Origin of the sequence: Pedobacter yulinensis (assembly GCF_003029735.1) — a bacterium.
GTDB lineage: Bacteria > Bacteroidota > Bacteroidia > Sphingobacteriales > Sphingobacteriaceae > Pedobacter > Pedobacter yulinensis.
This window is the reverse complement of record NZ_KZ686269.1, coordinates 105,657-124,200: the sequence shown is the minus strand read 5'-3', so window position 1 is coordinate 124,200 and position 18,544 is coordinate 105,657. Positions and strand designations below refer to the sequence as shown.

19 protein-coding genes and 2 tRNA genes are annotated in these 18,544 nt (G+C 51.2%); 11 read left to right on the top strand and 10 right to left on the bottom strand.

Features of this window, described 5'->3' with window-relative positions; genetic code table 11:
• Positions 1-110 precede the first annotated feature (110 nt).
• Positions 111-608 carry a peptide-methionine (S)-S-oxide reductase MsrA gene (msrA, locus tag C7T94_RS07860; RefSeq protein ID WP_107214833.1) on the bottom strand — a complete coding sequence of 166 codons (498 nt, stop codon included), beginning with the start codon at positions 606-608 and terminating at the stop codon, positions 111-113.
• An 802-nt stretch (positions 609-1,410) separates the two neighbouring features.
• Between msrA and C7T94_RS07855 the strand changes: the two genes are divergently transcribed.
• Positions 1,411-1,746 carry a hypothetical protein gene (locus C7T94_RS07855; protein ID WP_107214832.1) on the top strand — a complete coding sequence of 112 codons (336 nt, stop codon included), beginning with the start codon at positions 1,411-1,413 and terminating at the stop codon, positions 1,744-1,746.
• A 466-nt stretch (positions 1,747-2,212) separates the two neighbouring features.
• The gene (locus C7T94_RS19320) at positions 2,213-2,377 is read left to right on the top strand and encodes a hypothetical protein (RefSeq protein ID WP_162618601.1); all 165 of its coding nucleotides are present in this window, start codon (positions 2,213-2,215) and stop codon (positions 2,375-2,377) included.
• 201 nt (positions 2,378-2,578) lie between these two features.
• On the opposite strand, the gene C7T94_RS07850 is transcribed toward C7T94_RS19320, so the two are convergent.
• The 3 genes from C7T94_RS07850 to C7T94_RS07840 all read right to left on the bottom strand — a co-directional run bounded on the left by C7T94_RS07850 (position 2,579) and on the right by C7T94_RS07840 (position 5,081).
• Positions 2,579-3,280 (bottom strand): porin family protein, encoded by a 702-nt coding sequence (locus tag C7T94_RS07850; protein WP_162618600.1) that lies wholly within the window; start codon positions 3,278-3,280, stop codon positions 2,579-2,581.
• Between the two features lie 276 nt (positions 3,281-3,556).
• A complete protein-coding gene (locus tag C7T94_RS07845; protein ID WP_162618599.1) occupies positions 3,557-4,105 on the bottom strand; it encodes a cysteine hydrolase family protein in 549 nt (182 codons plus the stop codon).
• A 118-nt stretch (positions 4,106-4,223) separates the two neighbouring features.
• Positions 4,224-5,081, bottom strand: a complete 858-nt coding sequence (locus C7T94_RS07840) for a methylated-DNA--[protein]-cysteine S-methyltransferase (RefSeq protein WP_107214829.1) — start codon at positions 5,079-5,081, stop codon at positions 4,224-4,226.
• Positions 5,082-5,340: 259 nt separating this feature from the next.
• Between C7T94_RS07840 and C7T94_RS07835 the strand changes: the two genes are divergently transcribed.
• From C7T94_RS07835 to C7T94_RS07825, 3 genes are all read left to right on the top strand, one after another.
• A complete protein-coding gene (locus tag C7T94_RS07835) occupies positions 5,341-6,177 on the top strand; it encodes an aspartyl protease family protein (protein WP_107214828.1) in 837 nt (278 codons plus the stop codon).
• A gap of 74 nt (positions 6,178-6,251) precedes the next feature.
• Positions 6,252-6,836, top strand: a complete 585-nt coding sequence (locus C7T94_RS07830; protein ID WP_107214827.1) for a Crp/Fnr family transcriptional regulator — start codon at positions 6,252-6,254, stop codon at positions 6,834-6,836.
• A gap of 116 nt (positions 6,837-6,952) precedes the next feature.
• Complete coding sequence (locus C7T94_RS07825) at positions 6,953-7,846, top strand: EamA family transporter (RefSeq protein WP_107214826.1); 894 nt, start codon at positions 6,953-6,955, stop codon at positions 7,844-7,846.
• 336 nt (positions 7,847-8,182) lie between these two features.
• Here C7T94_RS07825 and C7T94_RS07815 read toward each other — a convergent pair whose 3' ends face one another.
• Positions 8,183-8,590, bottom strand: coding sequence for a hypothetical protein (locus tag C7T94_RS07815; RefSeq protein WP_204353240.1), 408 nt, complete (start codon positions 8,588-8,590; stop codon positions 8,183-8,185).
• Between the two features lie 183 nt (positions 8,591-8,773).
• Between C7T94_RS07815 and C7T94_RS07810 the strand changes: the two genes are divergently transcribed.
• A complete protein-coding gene (locus C7T94_RS07810; protein ID WP_107214823.1) occupies positions 8,774-9,136 on the top strand; it encodes a nucleoside triphosphate pyrophosphohydrolase family protein in 363 nt (120 codons plus the stop codon).
• Between the two features lie 187 nt (positions 9,137-9,323).
• On the opposite strand, the gene C7T94_RS07805 is transcribed toward C7T94_RS07810, so the two are convergent.
• From C7T94_RS07805 to C7T94_RS07795, 3 genes are all read right to left on the bottom strand, one after another.
• A tRNA-Leu gene (locus tag C7T94_RS07805) sits at positions 9,324-9,409 on the bottom strand.
• A 73-nt stretch (positions 9,410-9,482) separates the two neighbouring features.
• Positions 9,483-9,555, bottom strand: a tRNA-Gly gene (locus tag C7T94_RS07800).
• 75 nt (positions 9,556-9,630) lie between these two features.
• On the bottom strand, positions 9,631-10,116 hold the full coding sequence (locus C7T94_RS07795) for a regulatory protein RecX (protein WP_107214822.1): 486 nt from the start codon (positions 10,114-10,116) through the stop codon (positions 9,631-9,633).
• A gap of 170 nt (positions 10,117-10,286) precedes the next feature.
• Here C7T94_RS07795 and C7T94_RS07790 point away from each other — a divergent pair, with 170 nt between their 5' ends.
• The gene (locus tag C7T94_RS07790) at positions 10,287-13,190 is read left to right on the top strand and encodes a heavy metal-binding domain-containing protein (RefSeq protein WP_239494957.1); all 2,904 of its coding nucleotides are present in this window, start codon (positions 10,287-10,289) and stop codon (positions 13,188-13,190) included.
• A gap of 329 nt (positions 13,191-13,519) precedes the next feature.
• Entirely contained in the window at positions 13,520-13,984 is a 465-nt protein-coding gene (locus C7T94_RS07785) for a GNAT family N-acetyltransferase (RefSeq protein WP_107214821.1), read from the top strand.
• A gap of 10 nt (positions 13,985-13,994) precedes the next feature.
• On the opposite strand, the gene C7T94_RS07780 is transcribed toward C7T94_RS07785, so the two are convergent.
• Positions 13,995-15,155, bottom strand: a complete 1,161-nt coding sequence (locus tag C7T94_RS07780) for an oxidoreductase (protein WP_107214820.1) — start codon at positions 15,153-15,155, stop codon at positions 13,995-13,997.
• A gap of 417 nt (positions 15,156-15,572) precedes the next feature.
• Between C7T94_RS07780 and C7T94_RS07775 the strand changes: the two genes are divergently transcribed.
• Both C7T94_RS07775 and C7T94_RS07770 read left to right on the top strand, forming a co-directional pair.
• The gene (locus C7T94_RS07775; protein WP_162618598.1) at positions 15,573-15,965 is read left to right on the top strand and encodes a hypothetical protein; all 393 of its coding nucleotides are present in this window, start codon (positions 15,573-15,575) and stop codon (positions 15,963-15,965) included.
• 64 nt (positions 15,966-16,029) lie between these two features.
• On the top strand, positions 16,030-16,680 hold the full coding sequence (locus tag C7T94_RS07770) for a hypothetical protein (RefSeq protein WP_107214818.1): 651 nt from the start codon (positions 16,030-16,032) through the stop codon (positions 16,678-16,680).
• A gap of 54 nt (positions 16,681-16,734) precedes the next feature.
• Here the strand turns inward: C7T94_RS07770 and C7T94_RS07765 are convergent, their stop codons facing one another.
• Positions 16,735-16,947, bottom strand: coding sequence for a hypothetical protein (locus C7T94_RS07765; protein WP_107214817.1), 213 nt, complete (start codon positions 16,945-16,947; stop codon positions 16,735-16,737).
• Positions 16,948-17,538: 591 nt separating this feature from the next.
• Between C7T94_RS07765 and C7T94_RS07760 the strand changes: the two genes are divergently transcribed.
• Entirely contained in the window at positions 17,539-18,429 is an 891-nt protein-coding gene (locus C7T94_RS07760; RefSeq protein WP_107214816.1) for an NAD(P)-dependent oxidoreductase, read from the top strand.
• The last annotated feature ends 115 nt before the right edge of the window (positions 18,430-18,544 follow it).

The window sequence follows — 18,544 nt, the reverse complement described above, 5'->3', positions numbered from 1 at the left end:
CCTTTGCTCGCATGCAGGATTCAGGCAATCCATCACCTTCCCGGGCAGGTGTTTTTTCTGCCCGGGAAGAAAGAGATACAGGTGAAAAGCTAAGGTACGGCCAGCTATGATCAAACCTGATCGAGCTGCCACTCGGGCCTTTCAAAATGACAGGTATATCCCCAGGGATTTTTCTGCAGGTAATCCTGGTGTTCGGCTTCGGCCGTCCAGAAATCTGTTTCGGGCACCACTTCGGTCACGATCTTTCCGGGCCACTTGCCCGAGGCTTCCAGGTCAGCGATGAGCTGCCGGGCAGTTTCCCGCTGGGTTTCGTCCGTATAAAAGATCGCCGACCGGTACGAGGTCCCCACATCGTTGCCCTGCCGGTTGCGTGTAGTGGGATCGTGAATCTGAAAAAAATACTCGAGGAGTTTGCGGTATGAAAGTACAGCAGGGTCAAATTCAATGCGTATGGCTTCTGCATGCGAGCCGTGGTTGCGGTAGGTCGCATTGGGCACATCGCCGCCAGTATAGCCGACTTCCGTCGAGATAACACCCGGATAATGCCTGATCAGTTCCTGCACCCCCCAGAAGCAGCCGCCGGCCAGAATAGCTTTTTCAGTGTTCATATGTTCTTTTTTAATACAAAGGAACGAAATTCAGCGATACGCTTTTGGCGGTAAGATCTTTTCGCATCCTCTTTATAAAAGAACATACGTTGCAAATTGTTTGCACTGAGGCCGGATCCACGCAGCGCCACCCTTTCTTATACCCACCACTTTGGTCTGGAACAGGCCAAAAAAATTCTGTCTGTTCAGTCAACCCAGGCACTCCCGGGAGTTTTAGCTTTGCGGCCTGCCGCCAGCAGACCCTAACACTAAAAAACCGCAGCCATGGCATTACATAACATTCCCGAAATGTACAGACAATCTGTAGAAACCTATTTCTGGAAAACCGATTCCGGCGCCTTTTGACCACACCTGTTTTGATCTTTTCGTAGAACATGTCGGGTTGTATATCCTGGCCGGATAACAGGGCATCTTTCGGAAAATTCTGCAGTGTGTTCAGATTCAGAGATGGGTTGCTCAGCGGTGTTCATCTTATACTGATCCTGAGTTGTATTGGCCGACACCAAGCGTGCCGTTGCATTTAGAAAAGACTGAAAGTACATCTCAATTAACCGTCTCCCCATTCTTCTTCAGCGGATACTGAAACCCGTATCATGGCGCTGCGCTCAGTGCTTACTTTTGCCAGCAGCAAAGGCATGCTGTTGCCTTAGCTGTCATCATGTTGGTAATGCGAAAAAATTGACAAGCCTCCGGCATGCCAGCCCCGGGTAGCAGAAACGAGCACAGCATGACGGCGATGCGGTTGCTTCAGTCCTATTGCAATAAATTTAGTAGTTTGCTTCACGCTAAACGCTTATATCCGATGAAACGCTCTCTGCTTGCCCTCACAGTGGCCCTGATGCCACTGCTTTCCTGCTCACAAAAGAAAGAAGCACACCGTCTTCCCATAAACAAGACCCAAACCGCCGTTTTGTATGATGATGGCACCTGGAGATACGTAAACGGAACTGCTGCTGCAGCGACAGTCAGGAACACAGCGGCCAGGGCCTTGCCGGTCACAACTCCGGCTCCGGCACCTACGTACCGTCCCTCATCCGCCTCGTATTCCGGCAGTCCGACCTGCGGCGCTCCGACAAAAAAAGGCGGTTACTGCCGCCGAAAGGTCAGGGGTGGCGGCTATTGCTGGCAGCATTCCTGAATCAGGATGTCTCCTTACATCAGAATTTTAAAAACCATATAAAGTTTAAATTATCTCTATTCGTGCTTGGCACGACCTTATTTTTTGCCCGCGGCAAAAAAGACCCCGGACCGAAACTTACGCTCGAGCAAGCAATCTGGACGCATTACGAAGAAACACATCAGTTCAACGTAAAACAGGGCTCGGCGGCCGCAGGCGGATTTGCCTGGTCCAGCTGAGACACCCAGGTTGGAACAGTAAATGCGAGCGGCTTTTTTACCGCCAAACGAATCGGAAAGACGACCATCCGGGCCGAAAAAGAAGGTAAGATTCTGGAATCGGAAATTACGATTACCCCCTACTTTAACACAGTCAAAGAACCGGTAACCGAGTTTGGTCTTGCCAGGGCAGCGGTAAAGAGCTAAGAAACCAGGCTGGCGCTTGGCGAGACGACAGATGCCCTGACCTATAGCGGCGAGAATGCAAGGTGCGCGGGCTGGTCTACCTGTTTGAAGGAGCCGGCCTGGCAGCAGGTGTGGCACTTTTTGCCAATACCACCGGCATGTTAAACGAAGCGCTCAGGTTTTACAATGAACGGTACAATTTTCTTGGAACAGACTCAGAGGGGCGGTATTACCAAGACGGAAAGTAGCGCTCCTCCTCAATGTAGACGATACGCTTGGCTTCAATGCCATTTACATCACATACAACGGACCAGGATCGATCAGCGCAATCAAATCTGCCGCCCGTACTGTACCCGACAACGTTCGGATCATGAAGCGATTTTAAAAATTAAAAGCGCAGTACGTGCTGCGCTTTTCCATCAAAATAATTGCTAAACGGATACCCGTTCTTAAAATTTATAACCGACTGCCAGCCCAAAACTCCGGTTGTAAAGTGACCCGCTGCGTCTTGTGCCACTTGTTTCGGGTTCCAGGTTTGCGATGCCCAACTGCATATTCAGCTGCGCCGAAATGCGTCCGCCGAACTCGTAACCTGCCAGTAGGCCGAGACCGAAGTCCCAGGGTTTACCATACAGGTAATTGCCAAACTCGCCTTCGCTGTAATCGTTCCTGAAAATGGTTTTACCTTTGTTGTCGGTCATGATGTCGCCGATGAGAATCGTATTCTCAGCGGTCCATGTTCCGTCTGTTCCATAAGCAGCATAGGGTCCGGCGCCGAACAGGAGACGCCCGCCGGCCAGTGCAGGTTTGTACAGGAGATGCAAGGGTACATCGATGTAAGATACCTTTACACGGAAATCGTTGGCCAGGCCATAATAACCGCCCCGCTCCTGTTTAAATCCCTTTTGTACATAAAAGGCACCAGGCTGCAAGAAAAAATCGCCGCCAAGGGGAATATCTGCGGTAAGGCCAATCCGGAGTCCGGCCATGGGGCTGGTTTCACCTTTTTGTCCCGATTCGTTTTTTGCAGAGACGTCTGCGAAGTTAATGCCCGCCTGCAAGCCTACCCGGGTTTGAGCAGCGGCCGGTCGTGCGACGGATAAAGCCAGCACAGCAACCCCACAGATAAGGGCTGATAAAGTTTTTTTCATGTGTTTGATTTTAGAATGGTCTAAGTTAATCTTTACCGGCATGTGTTGCAAATACACAACACGGACGGAAAGGCTGCAAAGTTACCGCTTCGGCTCTTGTTCCCGCGCCCCATAACGCTCACCTCCCTTTATTTAACGGGCGTTTAAATACCACAAAAGAAGAGCAGGTAAGCTGCGATCGCCAGGATGGCAAGAACAAGCAGGATCACAAAACCAAACATGATAAACGGGTTAACTTAATTAATCTGAAATAAACGCCGGCAGCCACCGTGTTCTTTACAGCGCTTCCATCCGCGCACCCATATTTTCCAGCTGCAGCAGCGCAGCAACTTTCGATTGGGCCGCTGAGATCTTCCCGAGTAACGCATGTTCAAGGGCAATTGTCGCCGTCGCATCGGGGTCTATGCTGACGGCCAGGCCGGCCATTATCGCCTCGCGGGAAGTAGTGGATACACAGCCATGTGTATAAAAACCGGTGATCAGGACCGCTGAAGAACCCATATCGGTTAACCAGGAACCAATGTCGGACCCTGTAAAGGCGCCATACACATCTTTTTTAAATTCCCGCTCCAGCGTGTTGCTGACATCGGGCCCGAGTCCGGGAAGGTATTCGCTGCCCCAGGTGCCTGGCATGAATGCAGGCGACTCATGCGGGCGGTTAAAGTGCCTGACCCAGGCAATCGGCGTTCCGTTTTTCCTGGCAATCGCAATTCTTTTTTTGATGACCTCAAGGGCCGGCAGCACATCAGGAACAGGGCGTTTGCCTCCTGCAGAAAATTCATTCTGCGCATCGATAATAACCAGTGTTTGCATGATTGTATCCATTTTCAGCCAATTTACACCGGCCTGTACCGGGACACAACCTGATTCTTGCGGAGTTGCACAAAATCGCTCACCTAAGCAGATGAAAGGCCGCCGATGCGAAAATCCGGAGTTACCCCGTTTAGCTGTCCAGTTTGATGGACCGGGTCGCAATTTCCCAGGACAGGAGCGCCTGCTTCCTGACTTTGCCATGGACGAAATTGCCAACACTCCTGTTTTTGCAAATGATCCGGTGGCATGGGATCAGGTAAGAAATGGGGTTCTGACCTGCGGCCGAAGCAACCTGGCGCACAGCACCGAGCTGCTTAATGGCCTGGGCAACAGCTCCATACGTACGGAACTCGCCAAAAGGAATTTGCAGCAGCGCTTCCCACACCTTGATCTGGAACTCGCTGCCCTGCACAAGCAACTTCAGCTTTTCAGGGTTAACGCTTGCCGGGTTGAATATGCGCCCGACCAATGGCCGGGTCAGCCCGGGAGCATAACGAATGTCGGCCGAATGCCAGTTGCGACGAAGACGACCGAGCTCTTTCCGGCTGGCCGTTTCATCTGTAAAACGAAGTTCACAGATGCCCCGTTCTGTCGCCGCGATGAAACACTTGCCGAAGGGCGTATCGTGGTACCCGCAAACGATTTCGAGCTTCATGCCCGCACTTTTGTACTGCTGCGGACTAACACCTTCAATATTGATGAACAAGTCATAGACCCTCGACTGACTTGACAGGCCTGCGAGGGATGCCGCTTCGATGAGGCTGCCCGTTCCGCCGATGCGGGGTTTCAGGTAGTTCACCGTCAGGTACTGGACAAACTTTTTCGGACTCAGACCCACCCAGTCCAGAAACATGCGCTGAAAATGAAAGGGACTCAGGCTTACCTGGTCGGCAACCAGGTCCAGGCTGGGCTGCGACCTGAAGTTCGCAGTGAGGTATTCAATGGCCTTTTCAATGCGGTAATAATTGCTATGCAGGTCGTTGTTCATAGGCTGTTGCCCTGTCGGGCTTAAGTTCAAATCGCGTTAAAGACCTGGCATACGGTCTGCAGACATACTCATGCTGTACTCAACTGCTGCTGTAAAGCTACAAATAAAATTACGGCATTCACCGGCGGTTCACGCGCTGGAAAAATGCAACGCGATGAACGCGTGGCCAAGATAATGGCTATATTCACAGACTCAGATCCCGGTCTGCAGCCGCCCCTTCCCGGGAGGGCTACAGATCCCTCACCCCTAAAACAAAAACATGAAAAAGTTTTTTACATGCCTGCTTATCGCGTATGCGCTGGGCTCATCCGCGCAAACTGTCCCCTTCCGGCTTACCACCGACGGACACATCCTTGTCTCAGCTAAAATTGAAGGTAAGGATGGGACTTTTATTTTTGACACCGGCGCTGGCATCAACCTGTTTTTCGAGGATTTTGCCTCGCACATGCGGCAAAAGTCTACATACAATTTCCTGACGGCCTTCCGGGCAACCGGCGAGCGGATCGACGCACCCATGTTTCGAACCGATGCAGTGGTATTTGCGCAGACTACGTTTAAGAATGTGCCGTACTCCACCTTCAACATGAAGGTTGAAGGCATCAATGGGCTGATATCCCTGCAAATGTTCCGGGAGCGTGATGTGATCATCGATTATGAGAGAAAAGAATTGACGCTAACGGCTATCGATCCGGCGAAAAGCAGGAAATCGGTCGACATCCAGGTCTCGACCTTTGCAGACGACGGGCTGGACATTTTCACTTATGTCATGCTCGACAATACGCACCGCATCAAAGTGCTGCTTGACTCGGGTGCAGGGCAAAATTCATTCTGGTTACACAGCAAATTCATGGACCTGCTGGGTGTGGACAAAAACAGTTTTCAGGTTAGTGAAAAGAAAAGCGAGTTCAACGAAAAGAAGCTGAGCAGAAACTACAAAGGCAAGATCCGCGCTATATCGAATCAATTTTCTCGGGTGGATGCGCCGACTGTCAATTTTGTAGATGGCCTGATCTACGAGGGTAAAACGAGCATCAATTGGCTCGGCAGCAAGATCGGGATCAGCCTCAAAAACAAGAAATTATATGTGCTTGACTAAGCTGCGCCAGTCCTGATCTTACATTTACGCGAACTAAAGCAGCCAAATGCGGCGGCACTTTTTATTGTTCATTTATGGCTTTTGACGGCATTTTGAAAAACATTGCCCGCCATGCCGACCTGACGGCTGGCGAGCAGGATCTGTTTTGTTCTGTACTACAGGTCAAAAATCTGAAAAAAAAAGAATTATTGTTTAAGCCTGGCAAGATTTGCCAGCAGGAAGCCTACATAAACAAGGGATGTCTGCGAACCTTTTTCTGTGATAAAAATGGTGCTCAAAACACGTTTTATTTTGGCATAGAAGATTGGTGGATCTCAGACCTGTTAAGCAGAACCTTTAAGGTTCCTTCTCAATACCATGTCGAGGCAATCGAAGACGCCCAGGTCTTTCTGATTAACGATGAAGACCTGGAAAACCTGATGATGAGGATACCAAAGCTGGAGCACTTTTACCGCAAGCTTTTTCAGTATTCGGTAGCTACCTTTGAACAACGGCTGTTGGAAGCACATCAGCTTAGCGCAGAAGAACGGTACCGTAAATTCAGAGATAAATATCCGGAATTTGATCGCCGCATACCGCAGAAGCACATCGCCTCTTACCTGGGCATGACGCCCGAATTTTTTAACACTATCCGTTCTAAGGTACTTAAAGCGCACTAGCGCTGCCAGTACCCAATCAACAAACGGAGATAACGCTGCTTATCACCCATTTCTAAATATACCTTAAGTTTCTTTGCTTTCAGGTATGTTAATTTTATCCTGAAAATTCGGATGACATGCCTCTTTCAAAAACTCTCAAAGCTACCTTATTTGTCTGCGCTGGTTCAGTAAGTTTTGCTGTCTTTGGTCCGCTGGTCAAATTTACACAAAAACGGGGCTACAGCCTTGAAGAGATCATATTTGCTGAAGCCTTGTTCGCTGTGGTTCCGGTTATGCTGTTAAACCTGTTTGTTCGTAAAAACGACGCTGAAAAATGTAAGTTGACCAGCAAGGAGAAGCTGCTGCTGGGACTGCACGGAGTATGTATTGGGCTGATCAGCCTATTTTATCTGCTGACCATACAATTGAGTTCCCCAGCTGTTGCCATTGTATTGTTAAGCCAATCGATATGGATCAACATTGTCGCAGAAGGTATTCAAACCAGAATTTTTCCTTCTGCTGCAAAGATTTGGGCTATTGCCGCCGTGCTGACGGGTACAATTCTGGTTACCCGTGTTTTCGCAGTCGATTCAGGGCTAAGCTTATTGGCTATTGTCTTTGGCGCTTTGTCTGCATTGGCCAATTCTACTTCCGTATACCTTTCAAGTACCCTGGTTAAAACAAAAGCTCCGCTCAGACGCACATTGTTCCTTAGCCTGGGTTTTCTGGTTGTCATCACCGCAGTCTATGCCCCAGGGCTGGCCGGGAATTTCGACAGCACAATACTGTTTGGCTGGGGGATTTTGATCGGGATCACAGGCTTCGTCCTTCCAACGCTGTGTTTTCTTCGCGGCATGCCTGTCATCGGCCCGGGATTAAGCGGAATTATCGTGTGTTTACAAATCCCGTTAGCAGCAATTTTTGCCATGATGCTTTTAGCTGATAACATTGGGCTGTATCAATGGCTGGGCATATTGATGATCATCGCAGCTATTGTATGCGTAAATAGATTCAAGCCAGGTAACAGATAGTGCAAGCATGCAATTTTTCACCAATCGACAGCTGCTCACAACAAGTTAGGCTGTCCTGGTTAGAATGAAGGTCACATAAATCCATAATGCGGCATAGGCCAGCAATAACAAAGCGAAGACGATTCCCATGACCAGGCCCATCAGTTTCCAAAAGCTCAAGGGTTTGGCCGTTGAGTCAGCTTTACGCGGGAAGAACTTTGTCTGTATCAGGATAACGAGAATCAGCACAGCAGAAAATCCCAATAAAATCCGGTAGCGATAAAACCAATCTTTCAGATGAAGCCACCGCGCCTCCAGCTTTACCGCTGATTAAACGTTGATCGAAGTCCCATAGGTTTAGCCTAACCAGGACCTTCCGATTTTCCCCTTAACTACAGTTTTATTTCCAAGGTAGAAAAAAGCGTAAGGCCGCGCCTCCAGTGTGACCGGTTTGCCAGATAGTCTTACCCTTACTGCGGTGTGGTCAAAACCGATTTCACGTTTAATTACTTTGCGCACTTCGAGCAGCCTTAATTCTTGTGTTTTGTTTTTGTGTAGGGCAGAGTCGATAAGGATATCGGCCTTAATGATGATATATTCCAAAGCAAAGCCGCCCAGCATCAGGTACATGAGCAAATATCCGAAAGTCGCATACCACTTGTCTTTTTGTGAATATGTGGTTCTGAGCGCCGCATAAATGGCCGGGGGGCTCAGGCATACCGCGAGCCAAAGGAGCGTTTGGTTAGGCAAACGGCATGTCGACATTCAAGCAGCGCTCTGGACAATAAATAGGTCGTGATCCAACATGCAGCGAGGGCGATCCCGATGGGTTTTTCGAGGCGTCTGAGCGTTGATTTCAGGTTCATTTTTCCAGCTGAAGCAATGTACGGTCAATCTCCTTGTAGCAATTTGTCGCGCAGGCAGCAAAACCATCGTTAAACAGAGGATATGAAAGACATATTTAAACAAGCGGCATCTCTACTGTCGCAGCATGCAGATGGAGACTTTGTAAGCAAAACAGATGCATTTAACGCGGCTGCATCATTACATGACATCATGTTGAAATTCGATCAATGGCACTGGATCGAGCAGGCGCTTGATGAACTTAAAAGAGCAGAAGAAAAACACCCAAATTGGCCCGAAGACGCAATTTATGCGTTGGCTATCGTTGGCGAAGAATACGGCGAAGCACTGAGAGAGGCCGTTAAAATAGAAATGACCGAACCTGACAGAAGCGTTGACAATCTAAAAAAAGAATTAATACAGGTGATGGTGACTTGTCTTCGAACCCTGAAAAACCTGCAGTCATGATTTACCAGTCAGTCCCGTTTCGTAATTAATCACCCGTCAATCCGGGCTGCGAAGTTTTTTGTAAACGCTGTGCTGAACGATCTGCCTATTGAAGACGTTAAGAGGCGGCTTAGTTGTTAGGGATTCAGCGCAAAAAAATTAAAGCCTTGTAACCTACTAGTTTACAAGGCTTTACGATTTATTTATGTACTCGGAGCGGGAATCGAACCCGCACTCGCTTTAGGGCGAACAGGATTTTAAGTCCTGCGTGTCTACCAGTTCCACCATCCGAGCAGGTTTGGTAACCTGTTAAATTGGTAACCTGTTAAATTGTAAATCCCTTCCTTTTTGAGGGGAAGGGATTTCGAGCGAAAGACGAGATTCGAACTCGCGACCCCGACCTTGGCAAGGTCGTGCTCTACCAACTGAGCTACTTTCGCAATAGTGTTGTTGTTTTTGGTGATGCAAATATAGCGACTATCTCATTTCTGTCAAGCTTTTTGTCATAAAAAAAATCACTTTTCCAGTAAACCACTGTTTTTCAGTGCATCTAAAATTACATCACTTTCGAAGCCTCTTCCCTGTAGGTAAGTCAGCAGCTTATATTTTCGCTTAAAAGGGTCGGCAGTGCCCAACAGGGGCAGTTTCTTCTCCGCAAGCGCCACAATTGTTTCCAGATAAGCATCGCCGTCAATGGTCTTCAAGGCCCGCGCAATCATCTGGTCAGGCACCCGTTTCAACTTCAGTCCCTGCCTGATCTTTTGCCGGCCCCACTTCTTGATGCGGAATTTTCCGGAAACGTAAGCGGCAGCGAAACGGGCCTCGTTCAGGAAGTTCGTTTCGATCAGCGTGGCGATGGCCTGCTCCACTTCCCGGCTGTGCAATCCCCAGCTGTACAGTTTATCGCGCACCTCCTGCTGGGAACGCTCCTGGTAAGCACAATAGGCTTCGGCCTTGGCCAGCCCGGTCTTCAGGTCATAGATTACCCGTTTTTGCTCCATACTTACAAAGATAGAGCTTTTGCCTGCCAGCCCAACAAGCAGCAGGCCTGCCCGCTGATTTCATTTTGCGTGGGCACAACCTGCAGCATCATTTCGAAACATTTACAGGAAATTATATAACTGTGCCAGCCAACCGCCGTTTAACTTTGTCTAATGATGATCAGATGAATATGAAAAATTTTTGGTTCCTCCTGCTTCTTCCTTTCCTTTGGCATGTGCAAACTGCCCCTGCCCAGAAACCGGTCAGAAATGCGGTATACGCCTGCCCCATGCACCCCGAAGTGCGGTCAGGCAAACCAGGCAAGTGCCCTACATGCCGCATGAACCTGGAACGGGTGAAAACACCGCAAGCACGGGCCAAGGCGACCAGGAAGCCTCCACGACCAGCCAGTTATGCCTGCCCCATGCATGCCGAAGTACAGTCAGTCAAACCTGGAAAATGCCCCAAATGCGGCATGGACCTGGCAAAGGCAAAAATCTCGCAAGAGCCCGCCCAGCATGTCAAGAAATCTTCCGCAGCAGCCGGCTACACCTGCCCCATGCACCCCGAAGTGCAATCGGACAAAGCCGGTAAATGTCCCAAATGCGGCATGAACCTCGAAAGAACAACGACCCGACCAGCAGCGGCAATGCCCCTGCAGTGGGACCGCGGCCATAACGACAGTTACCGCACTTTTACCAACTTCGCCGGACCGGTGGCAAGACCTACGCCCGATATCCATGCCCCGGCCCTCTTTCCCATAGCCAACCGTGAGGAAAACGTGGCCCTCAAAAACATCGCTGCGGCCACTGCCCGGCAAAATTTTCCTGCCACCCGCAGCGAATCGCGCACAGTGCGTTATGACCTGTATGTAAATGACACCGCGGTAAACTTTACAGGAAAAAAACGCATGGCCATAGCTGTTAATGGCAGCATACCGGCGCCGACGCTCGTTTTCACCGTAGGCGACACCGCGCTGATTTATGTACATAACCAGGGGGCTGAGCCCACCGCCGTGCACTGGCACGGGGTATTCTTGCCCAACCGTATGGACGGCGTTCCCTACCTGACCCAAATGCCCATACCGCCAAAGACCACATATATCTACAAATTTCCCGTGGTCCAGGACGGCACCTACTGGTACCACAGCCATTTTTCGCTGCAGGAACAGGTGGGCCTTTATGGGGCGCTGATTTTTAACAAACGCAGCGAGCCTGACATCCCGACACTGCCCCTGGTGCTGAGCGACTGGACAGACATGCACCCCATGGAGGTTGACCGCAGCCTGCACACAGCCAACGATTGGTTCGCCATTAAAAAGAAAGCCACGCAAAGTTACAGCGAAGCCATATCGGCCGGCCGGCTGGGAACAAAACTGGCCAACGAGTGGAAGCGCATGGCGGCTATGGATGTGAGTGATGTATTTTATGAGCGCTTTCTCGTAAACGGAAAACCGGCCATCGACTACCGGCAGTTCAGGGCGGGCGACCGCGTCAGGCTGCGCGTGGTGAACGGCAGCGCATCTACCTATTTCTGGCTCACCTGGGCCGGCGGAAAGATCACCGTTGTGGCCAATGACGGAAACGATGTGGAACCAGTCGAAGTGGACCGCCTCATTGTAAGTGTGTCAGAAACCTACGACGTGCTGGTTACGCTTCCTGACGACAAACAATATGAATTCCTGGTCACCCCCGAAGACCGCACGAAATATGCTTCTGCCTGGCTGGGCAATGGGCAAAAAGTGCCGGCAGCGAAATTACCGCGCCTGGAATATTTCGAGGGCATGAAAATGATGAACAGCATGATGAAACTCAATGGCGATATGAAGCCAATGGGCATGCAGATGTCGCTTCAGAAAATGGATATGAACGCAGTCATGTATACCGAGCTGAAGAATAGAGAGACAGAGAGTCATCCGGCGGAAGCCGAAACCCATAACGGACACGTACAGACAGCGAATGACGGGCTGCGCTATACCTGTCCCATGCACCCGGAAGTAAAGGATAACAAACCAGGCGATTGCCCCAAATGCGGCATGAAGCTGGTGGCTGCTGCCGGCAAAACTGCCGCACATGGCGCGGGTACCGGCCCCGTTACGCTGAACTATGACATGCTGCGCTCACCCGAAGCAACCACACTGCCTGCGGGCCCATGGCGTACATTAAAATTTGAACTGACCGGCAACATGAACAGGTATGTCTGGACGCTCGACAACAAGACGGTATCTGAATCAGACAAGATCCTCATCCGCAGCGGCGAAAACCTGCGTATCGTGTTATACAACAACTCCATGATGCGGCACCCTATGCACCTGCACGGTCACGACTTCAGGGTGGTCAATAAGCACGGCGAACACGCGCCGCTGAAAAACGTTCTGGACATCATGCCCATGGAAACCGACACCCTTGAATTTCACGCCTCCGAAAGCGGCGACTGGTTTTTCCACTGCCACATCCTGTACCACATGATGAGTGGAATGGGCCGCATTTTCAGTTCCCAGGACAGTATTGCGAACCCCGAGCTGCCCGATAAAGACCACGCCTTGAAAATGTTGTATATGGACGACCGGATGTTCCATTTTACGGCGCAGAACGACTTCGCATCGAACGGCAATGACGGCGAGCTGCAGTATTCGAACACGCGCTGGTCTGTACAGGGCGAATGGCGAATCGGGTACAACGGGAAAAGCGGTTATGAGATCGAATCGCATTTTGGCCGTTACATCGGCAAAATGCAATGGCTGCTCCCTTATATCGGCTTCGACTGGCGCTACCGGAATCACATGGCAGAAGAACGCAGCTGGTTCGGTCAGCGCAGCACTAAAAACGACCGCAAGGTATTCCACGCCGGCTTCCGGTACACCCTGCCCTGGCTGGTCACCTTTGATGCAGCAGTTAACCACACCGGTTACGTGCGCCTGCAGCTGATGCGCGAAGACATCCCCCTCAGCCCCAGGCTTCGTGCAAGCTTCATGATCAACACCGACCGGGAATACATGGCCGGCGGGAAGTACATCCTGAACAAATACCTTGGGCTTTCTGCACACTTTGACAGCGATATGGGCTGGGGCGGCGGACTAACCCTTAGTTACTAGCGGCGGCAGGCCAGGCCGGTTGCGCAGCCGGACCGTCGGACTGCGTGCTGCTGCGCCTCCCCTTTGTCTGGTGAAGCCCTGCTGAGCGTGCCCCCGTCTCCCCGGGACTAACGCCGCGAGGCAGGCGTTCTGGCACATCTCCCCGGTCAGGGGTTTCGACTGTTCTTTTTGTTCGGCCGTTCGGGTTTGTTGCACAGCAAGGGCAAAGCGTGTGATTGTGCGTAATTCTCTTCCCAGCCTTCCCGCCGCAAATAAACCGGCCGGAAAGTTCACATTCTGCTTGCTTCAATGCCGCGGAATCTTATTTTTGAGAATCAAACCAAATACACATGACGAAGCTCATCAGAACGAATGCCGAAAATCCTGAATTCCGTTTTCTCATTGCCCTGCTCGATCAGTACCTGCACCAGCAGGATGGCGACGACCATGCATTTTACTCCCAGTTCAATTCCATTTCCGGAATCAGGCATGTGGTACTGGCTTATGCAGACGACAAGGCAGTAGGCTGCGGGGCGCTCAAGCCTTACGACGAGCAAAGTATCGAAATCAAACGCATGTATGTGCTGCCAGAATACAGGGGCAAAGGCATTGCTACGGCCATGCTGAAAGAGCTGGAAGCCTGGGGACTTGAAGAAGGACGCAGCAAGGCCGTACTGGAAACCGGCAAAAAGCAGCCCGAAGCCATTGCGCTTTACCACAAGGCGGGGTACACCGATATTCCGAATTTTGGCCAGTACGAAGGTGTGGAAAACAGCGTGTGTATGACCAAAGATCTGCAAGAACAGCCGCTTTAGCGGCTGTCTGTCAATGTTCTTTCGAGCTGGCGGCCTGTTCGCTAAGCCATCCGCCTGATTGTCCTGTTTTCCTGCGCGTCAGCACGGCGGCTGTGTGCGCCAGCGTAAGACTGGGCTGGATAAGCTCCTTAAAAAACGGCTTCAAGGTGCCACAGGTCATGAGCCTGTTCGGCAGGTCGGGATTGGCAATTGCGCCGCGCCCCACAGCAACGAGGTCTGCCTGTTCGCCGGCAATGAGCGCATGGGCCAGTTCAGGATCGTGCATGCCGCCATTGGCAATAACCGGCTTTCCGGTCAGCTGCCGGGCTATCCCGTTGGACGAGCGCCCGTCTGTATACAAGCATTCACGTGCCCATTTGCCTCCTTCTGCCGCCAGGTGAAAATAAGCAGCTGGCACATGGCTCAACGCTTTAAACAAAGCTGTAGCCGTTTCGGCACCGCCCGGCCAACGGTAAGTCAGGTCATTCACCTTGCTTTCAGACATGCGAATGCCGATCAGAAATTCTGCCGGTACCGCTGCTTTTATAGCCTCAAAAACTTCGACCAGGAAACGAAGCCGCGAAGCTTCATCGCCGCCGTACGCGTCCTGCCTGCGGTTTGTGTGCGGGGTAATGAACTGGTCAAAAAGGTAACCATTGGCCGCGTGCAGCTCCAAGCCGTCAAATCCGGCGGCAACCGCAAGCCGTGCCGCCGTTACGTAGCCTGCTTTTACTGTTTCGAAGTCTGCCGCATCCATCGCCCTTGGCATGGGGAAAGGGCCGGTTGGTCCGCCAGGCTCGGTAGCACGCAGCCCCACCGGCTGTACGGCAGATGGTGCAACAGTTTCTTCCCGGCATTGCGACAAAGCGCCGGCATGCATCAGCTGGGCAATAAACAAGGTACCGTGCTGCTTTACGGAGGTGGCGATGGCCTTCCAGCCTTCCATTTGTGCCTGGTTGATCAGGCCGGGCTGGTTCTCATCTGCCTGACTGTATGCATCATCAGTATAAATACCTTCGGTTATGATCATGGCGAATCCGCCGGCGGCGAAAGCACTGTAATAGGCCTGCATCTTGCGGCCCGGTACGCCATCTGCGCTGGCACTCCTCCGGGTCATCGGCGCCACCGTAAACCTGTTTTTTAGCGTGAGATTCCCAAGTGTAACGGGACTGAATAGAACTGAGTTTTTCATCCTGGTATAAATTGAAGGTGTTCGTGGGGAGAAGGCAAAATTACATGCAGGGCGGGCCGGGAAATTGTAAATTTCCGCCACCATTGTCACGGATTCTTCAGATATTCTGCAAGATTCAAGCGAATGTCGGATTTGTACTATTTGTTTTCAGCGGCTCCAAATAATTTTGCGGCATACCTATGAAAACCATGAAAAATAAGTGCTCACGAAAAACGCATAACCAGTCCGTTTTGCCGGACAACGGTAATTTCGAGGACAATCATCCCGGAATGAACAGCATAACCACTTTGTAAGCGGCCTTGCTCAATTCCCCCTATTCAACTGAAATTTTTTAGACCCCCGCACAAGAAAGGGCTATTGCATTGGCAATAGCCCGCTTGTGATAACCAGCAAGCGCCAGCTGCTATGGCATGACCTATGAAAACCATCTTTTTTTCCTTACTTCTCCTTGCCGCGGCCATGACCTCCTGCAAGAAAGAACCAACACAGTCTGATTTCGAAGGCCTTTGGACCGTAACCGAAGTCGAATTGTACAACCCGCCTTCAACAACGGCTTACCCATCTGCCGAGGGCGAATACGGCACACTTAACATCAGTTTTCAGAGCGATCGGCAGGCGACCTTGCGGCTGCAGATGTACGACAAAAGCCAGCGCCTTCGTATCGATGAATCTTACCCGGCAACATACACAACCGACCAAGACGGGGACCCGGTTTTCAAGGCAGACGACGGCACGCTGATCGCCGCCATTTTTGATCTGGAAATCGATTTTTACGGCATTCGCGGCGCCCGTATCGCGGCGAAAAAATAAGCATATGCCCGGCCGGCCGTGGAACCGGAAAACGTTGCACACCCGTACAATTTTACACAACCATATGAAAAACAAGTTTAAAACGACCCTTATCCTTTTTACTGCTTTATTGGCCCTGGGCGCCTGTAAAAAGAAAGATCCCGCACCAGACGAAGAAGGCCTGATGCTGAACGAAGAATTCAAGAATGCATCAGATCCTTTCATCCGGCCAAACAGCTACGCGAAGATTCAGGACGGGCAATTGGTCATGACTTACGAAGCTGCTGACGTGGCTATTGTAGACATCGTTGCAAACAAAGACGCATTCAGCGGAACAGACGCGCGGCAAACCGTAGAAGCGTCTTTTCAACATACCGAAGGCCATGCGTACGATCAGGCAAGCCTCTATTTCGCCATTGATGCGAGCCAAAACTTTTATGCGTTTTCAGTTGGCGATAAGGAATTCCGGATCCACGCCAGACGCAACGGGCAGGCACAGAACATCATTGGCTGGACGGCCAGCGCGGCAATTAAAGGCCAGATAAATGAGGTGAATAGACTGCGGATCAGCCTGGCAGAAGAGAAACTCCAGTTTTATATCAACGGAACGCTGGTGGCGAATGTCTCTGCCCCGGGCTGGAAAACGCTTGACAAACTGGGTATCGGCATGGGCAAACTGGGCTCAGCGCCACGCACCGTTTACAAGGTCGATTACATCAAATGCTGGAATAAGTAAAACAAAAGCGCCCTACCTGCCGGCAGGGCGCTTTACATTTTTCCTTCCGGGCATCTAGCCCGGATAATGCTCACAGGCATAGCCGAAAAGCTGCATTTCGCTGATGATGCTCTGACAACAGATGTCATCGCCCTGTACCCGGAGAATGCGGTCGCAGTCTTCCAGGTCGAAATTTACAGCCAGGCTGGGAAACTGCCGCTGCAACAGCAAAACGATCAGTTGTGCCTGTTTTCTTTTCTTTACGTTCGTTTTAAATATTTGGACCATTCGTTTTCATGTATTTTGCCTGACGGCGTACAACGAAGTTCCTGCATCATGCCAGTTACACCGATGAAATTCCCGCGCTTTGCCCGGGTCTTTCACCATCGTACCCTGCTTTACGGGCAGGTTGCCTGTTCGCTTGTAACGGATGACTGCTGTATGCCAGACTCAGCGGTGGCGGGTATTGTCATATCAGCAAGATCGACAGGCACCAGCTGCTTACCAAATTAGCTGGTCTGGCCGGCCAGAACTTCGAAGCAATTATCAAAGTTTAAAAAATTTACATGCCCTTTGGCGGTAACCAGGTACCGTTTGGGTCTGATTGCCTGCGGCTGCAGGCATTGTACAGTGGTCATCTTCGTGCTCATAGGTAATTTTAGGATTGGGAGTGCTTCGGGCAGAAATAAGCGCCCGAAAGCTGAGCGCAAAATTACAGGAGAATGACAAAGTAAAATTGTAAAAATCCGACATCAAAGAGGCCGGGCGCCCTGATATTTCCATGACGGCGCAAAATGTCCTCAAATGTGCGGAATTTGTCCCTAACTGAATCTTTTTTCCCTTATTGACCAGCGACGCAGAAGCTGCCAATTTCGCTTCATGACAATAAAGAAAATGAAAACACAAGCAAAAAGAATCACGGTCATCGGTCTGGGCAATATGGGTGCGGCGATAGCGAGGTTGTACCTGAACAAGGGATACCGGGTAACGGTGTGGAACCGCAGCGCGGAAAAAGCAGTTGCGATGCAGGCTGAAGGTGCCGAAATTGCAGGCAGCCCGGAGGCGGCTGTTGCGGCCAGCCCTGTTACCATCATCTGCGTACACAACTATTCCGCCAGCAATGACGCACTGAGGCACACCGCGGTAGAAGCGGTACTAAACGGGAAAACACTCATCCAGCTCAGCACCGGAAGTCCGCAGGATGCGCGCGATGCCGAAAACTGGCTGGCGCGTTTTGGCGCCGCTTACCTGGATGGCGCGATCCAGGTAGCGCCCGAGCAGATGGCACAGCCTGACACCACCATCCTGTTGTCGGGCCGGGAAGAAACGTTTCAGGCACAAGCAGAACTCCTGGCCGTTCTGGGCGGAGGAAACACATACCTTGGCAACAACATCGGCGCCGCAGCAGCCATGGACCTGGCTACTCTGTCTTATGTTTACGGGGCCTATCTGGGCTTTCTGCAGGGTGTTCTGTTCGTGGATTCGGAACAATTGGACCTCGATGTTTACGGAAAAACGGTTGCCCGGATGTCAGCCAGTTTCGGGCAGTTCCTGCAGCACCAGGGCAAGGCTATAGCCAGGCAGCAGTTTGAGGTCACGCAAAGCCCGATGTCTATTTCGCTGGAAGCGATAGACCGCATCGTAGATGCGGCAAAAACGGCCGGTTTGCATGCCGCCCTTCCCGAACTGATAGCAGGCCTGCTTCATAAGGCCACCGCTGCCGGTTATGGGAACGAGGAACTGGCCGCGCTGATCAAAGTGCTGCGCTAGCCGGGCAAAGCGGGCTGCAGCTGGGACCGGTTCCTTGCAGGTCAGAAGGCCACCTGAACAATAAAGCCGCATTCCAGGCCGGGATGCGGTTTTGTTGTTTATAGCCAGGTCTGGC

Coding starts and splice junctions, on each gene's coding strand:
- C7T94_RS07850 (WP_162618600.1), bottom strand. CDS start 3,280: ATGAAAAAAACTTTATCAGCCCTTATCTGTGGGGTTGCTGTGCTGGCT.
- C7T94_RS07760 (WP_107214816.1), top strand. CDS start 17,539: ATGACAATAAAGAAAATGAAAACACAAGCAAAAAGAATCACGGTCATC.
- C7T94_RS07825 (WP_107214826.1), top strand. CDS start 6,953: ATGCCTCTTTCAAAAACTCTCAAAGCTACCTTATTTGTCTGCGCTGGT.
- C7T94_RS07845 (WP_162618599.1), bottom strand. CDS start 4,105: ATGGATACAATCATGCAAACACTGGTTATTATCGATGCGCAGAATGAA.
- C7T94_RS07775 (WP_162618598.1), top strand. CDS start 15,573: ATGAAAACCATCTTTTTTTCCTTACTTCTCCTTGCCGCGGCCATGACC.
- C7T94_RS07830 (WP_107214827.1), top strand. CDS start 6,252: ATGGCTTTTGACGGCATTTTGAAAAACATTGCCCGCCATGCCGACCTG.
- C7T94_RS07795 (WP_107214822.1), bottom strand. CDS start 10,116: ATGGAGCAAAAACGGGTAATCTATGACCTGAAGACCGGGCTGGCCAAG.
- C7T94_RS07780 (WP_107214820.1), bottom strand. CDS start 15,155: ATGAAAAACTCAGTTCTATTCAGTCCCGTTACACTTGGGAATCTCACG.
- C7T94_RS07810 (WP_107214823.1), top strand. CDS start 8,774: ATGAAAGACATATTTAAACAAGCGGCATCTCTACTGTCGCAGCATGCA.
- msrA (WP_107214833.1), bottom strand. CDS start 608: ATGAACACTGAAAAAGCTATTCTGGCCGGCGGCTGCTTCTGGGGGGTG.
- C7T94_RS07815 (WP_204353240.1), bottom strand. CDS start 8,590: ATGTCGACATGCCGTTTGCCTAACCAAACGCTCCTTTGGCTCGCGGTA.
- C7T94_RS07790 (WP_239494957.1), top strand. CDS start 10,287: ATGAAAAATTTTTGGTTCCTCCTGCTTCTTCCTTTCCTTTGGCATGTG.
- C7T94_RS07835 (WP_107214828.1), top strand. CDS start 5,341: ATGAAAAAGTTTTTTACATGCCTGCTTATCGCGTATGCGCTGGGCTCA.
- C7T94_RS07765 (WP_107214817.1), bottom strand. CDS start 16,947: ATGGTCCAAATATTTAAAACGAACGTAAAGAAAAGAAAACAGGCACAA.
- C7T94_RS07785 (WP_107214821.1), top strand. CDS start 13,520: ATGACGAAGCTCATCAGAACGAATGCCGAAAATCCTGAATTCCGTTTT.
- C7T94_RS07855 (WP_107214832.1), top strand. CDS start 1,411: ATGAAACGCTCTCTGCTTGCCCTCACAGTGGCCCTGATGCCACTGCTT.
- C7T94_RS07770 (WP_107214818.1), top strand. CDS start 16,030: ATGAAAAACAAGTTTAAAACGACCCTTATCCTTTTTACTGCTTTATTG.
- C7T94_RS07840 (WP_107214829.1), bottom strand. CDS start 5,081: ATGAACAACGACCTGCATAGCAATTATTACCGCATTGAAAAGGCCATT.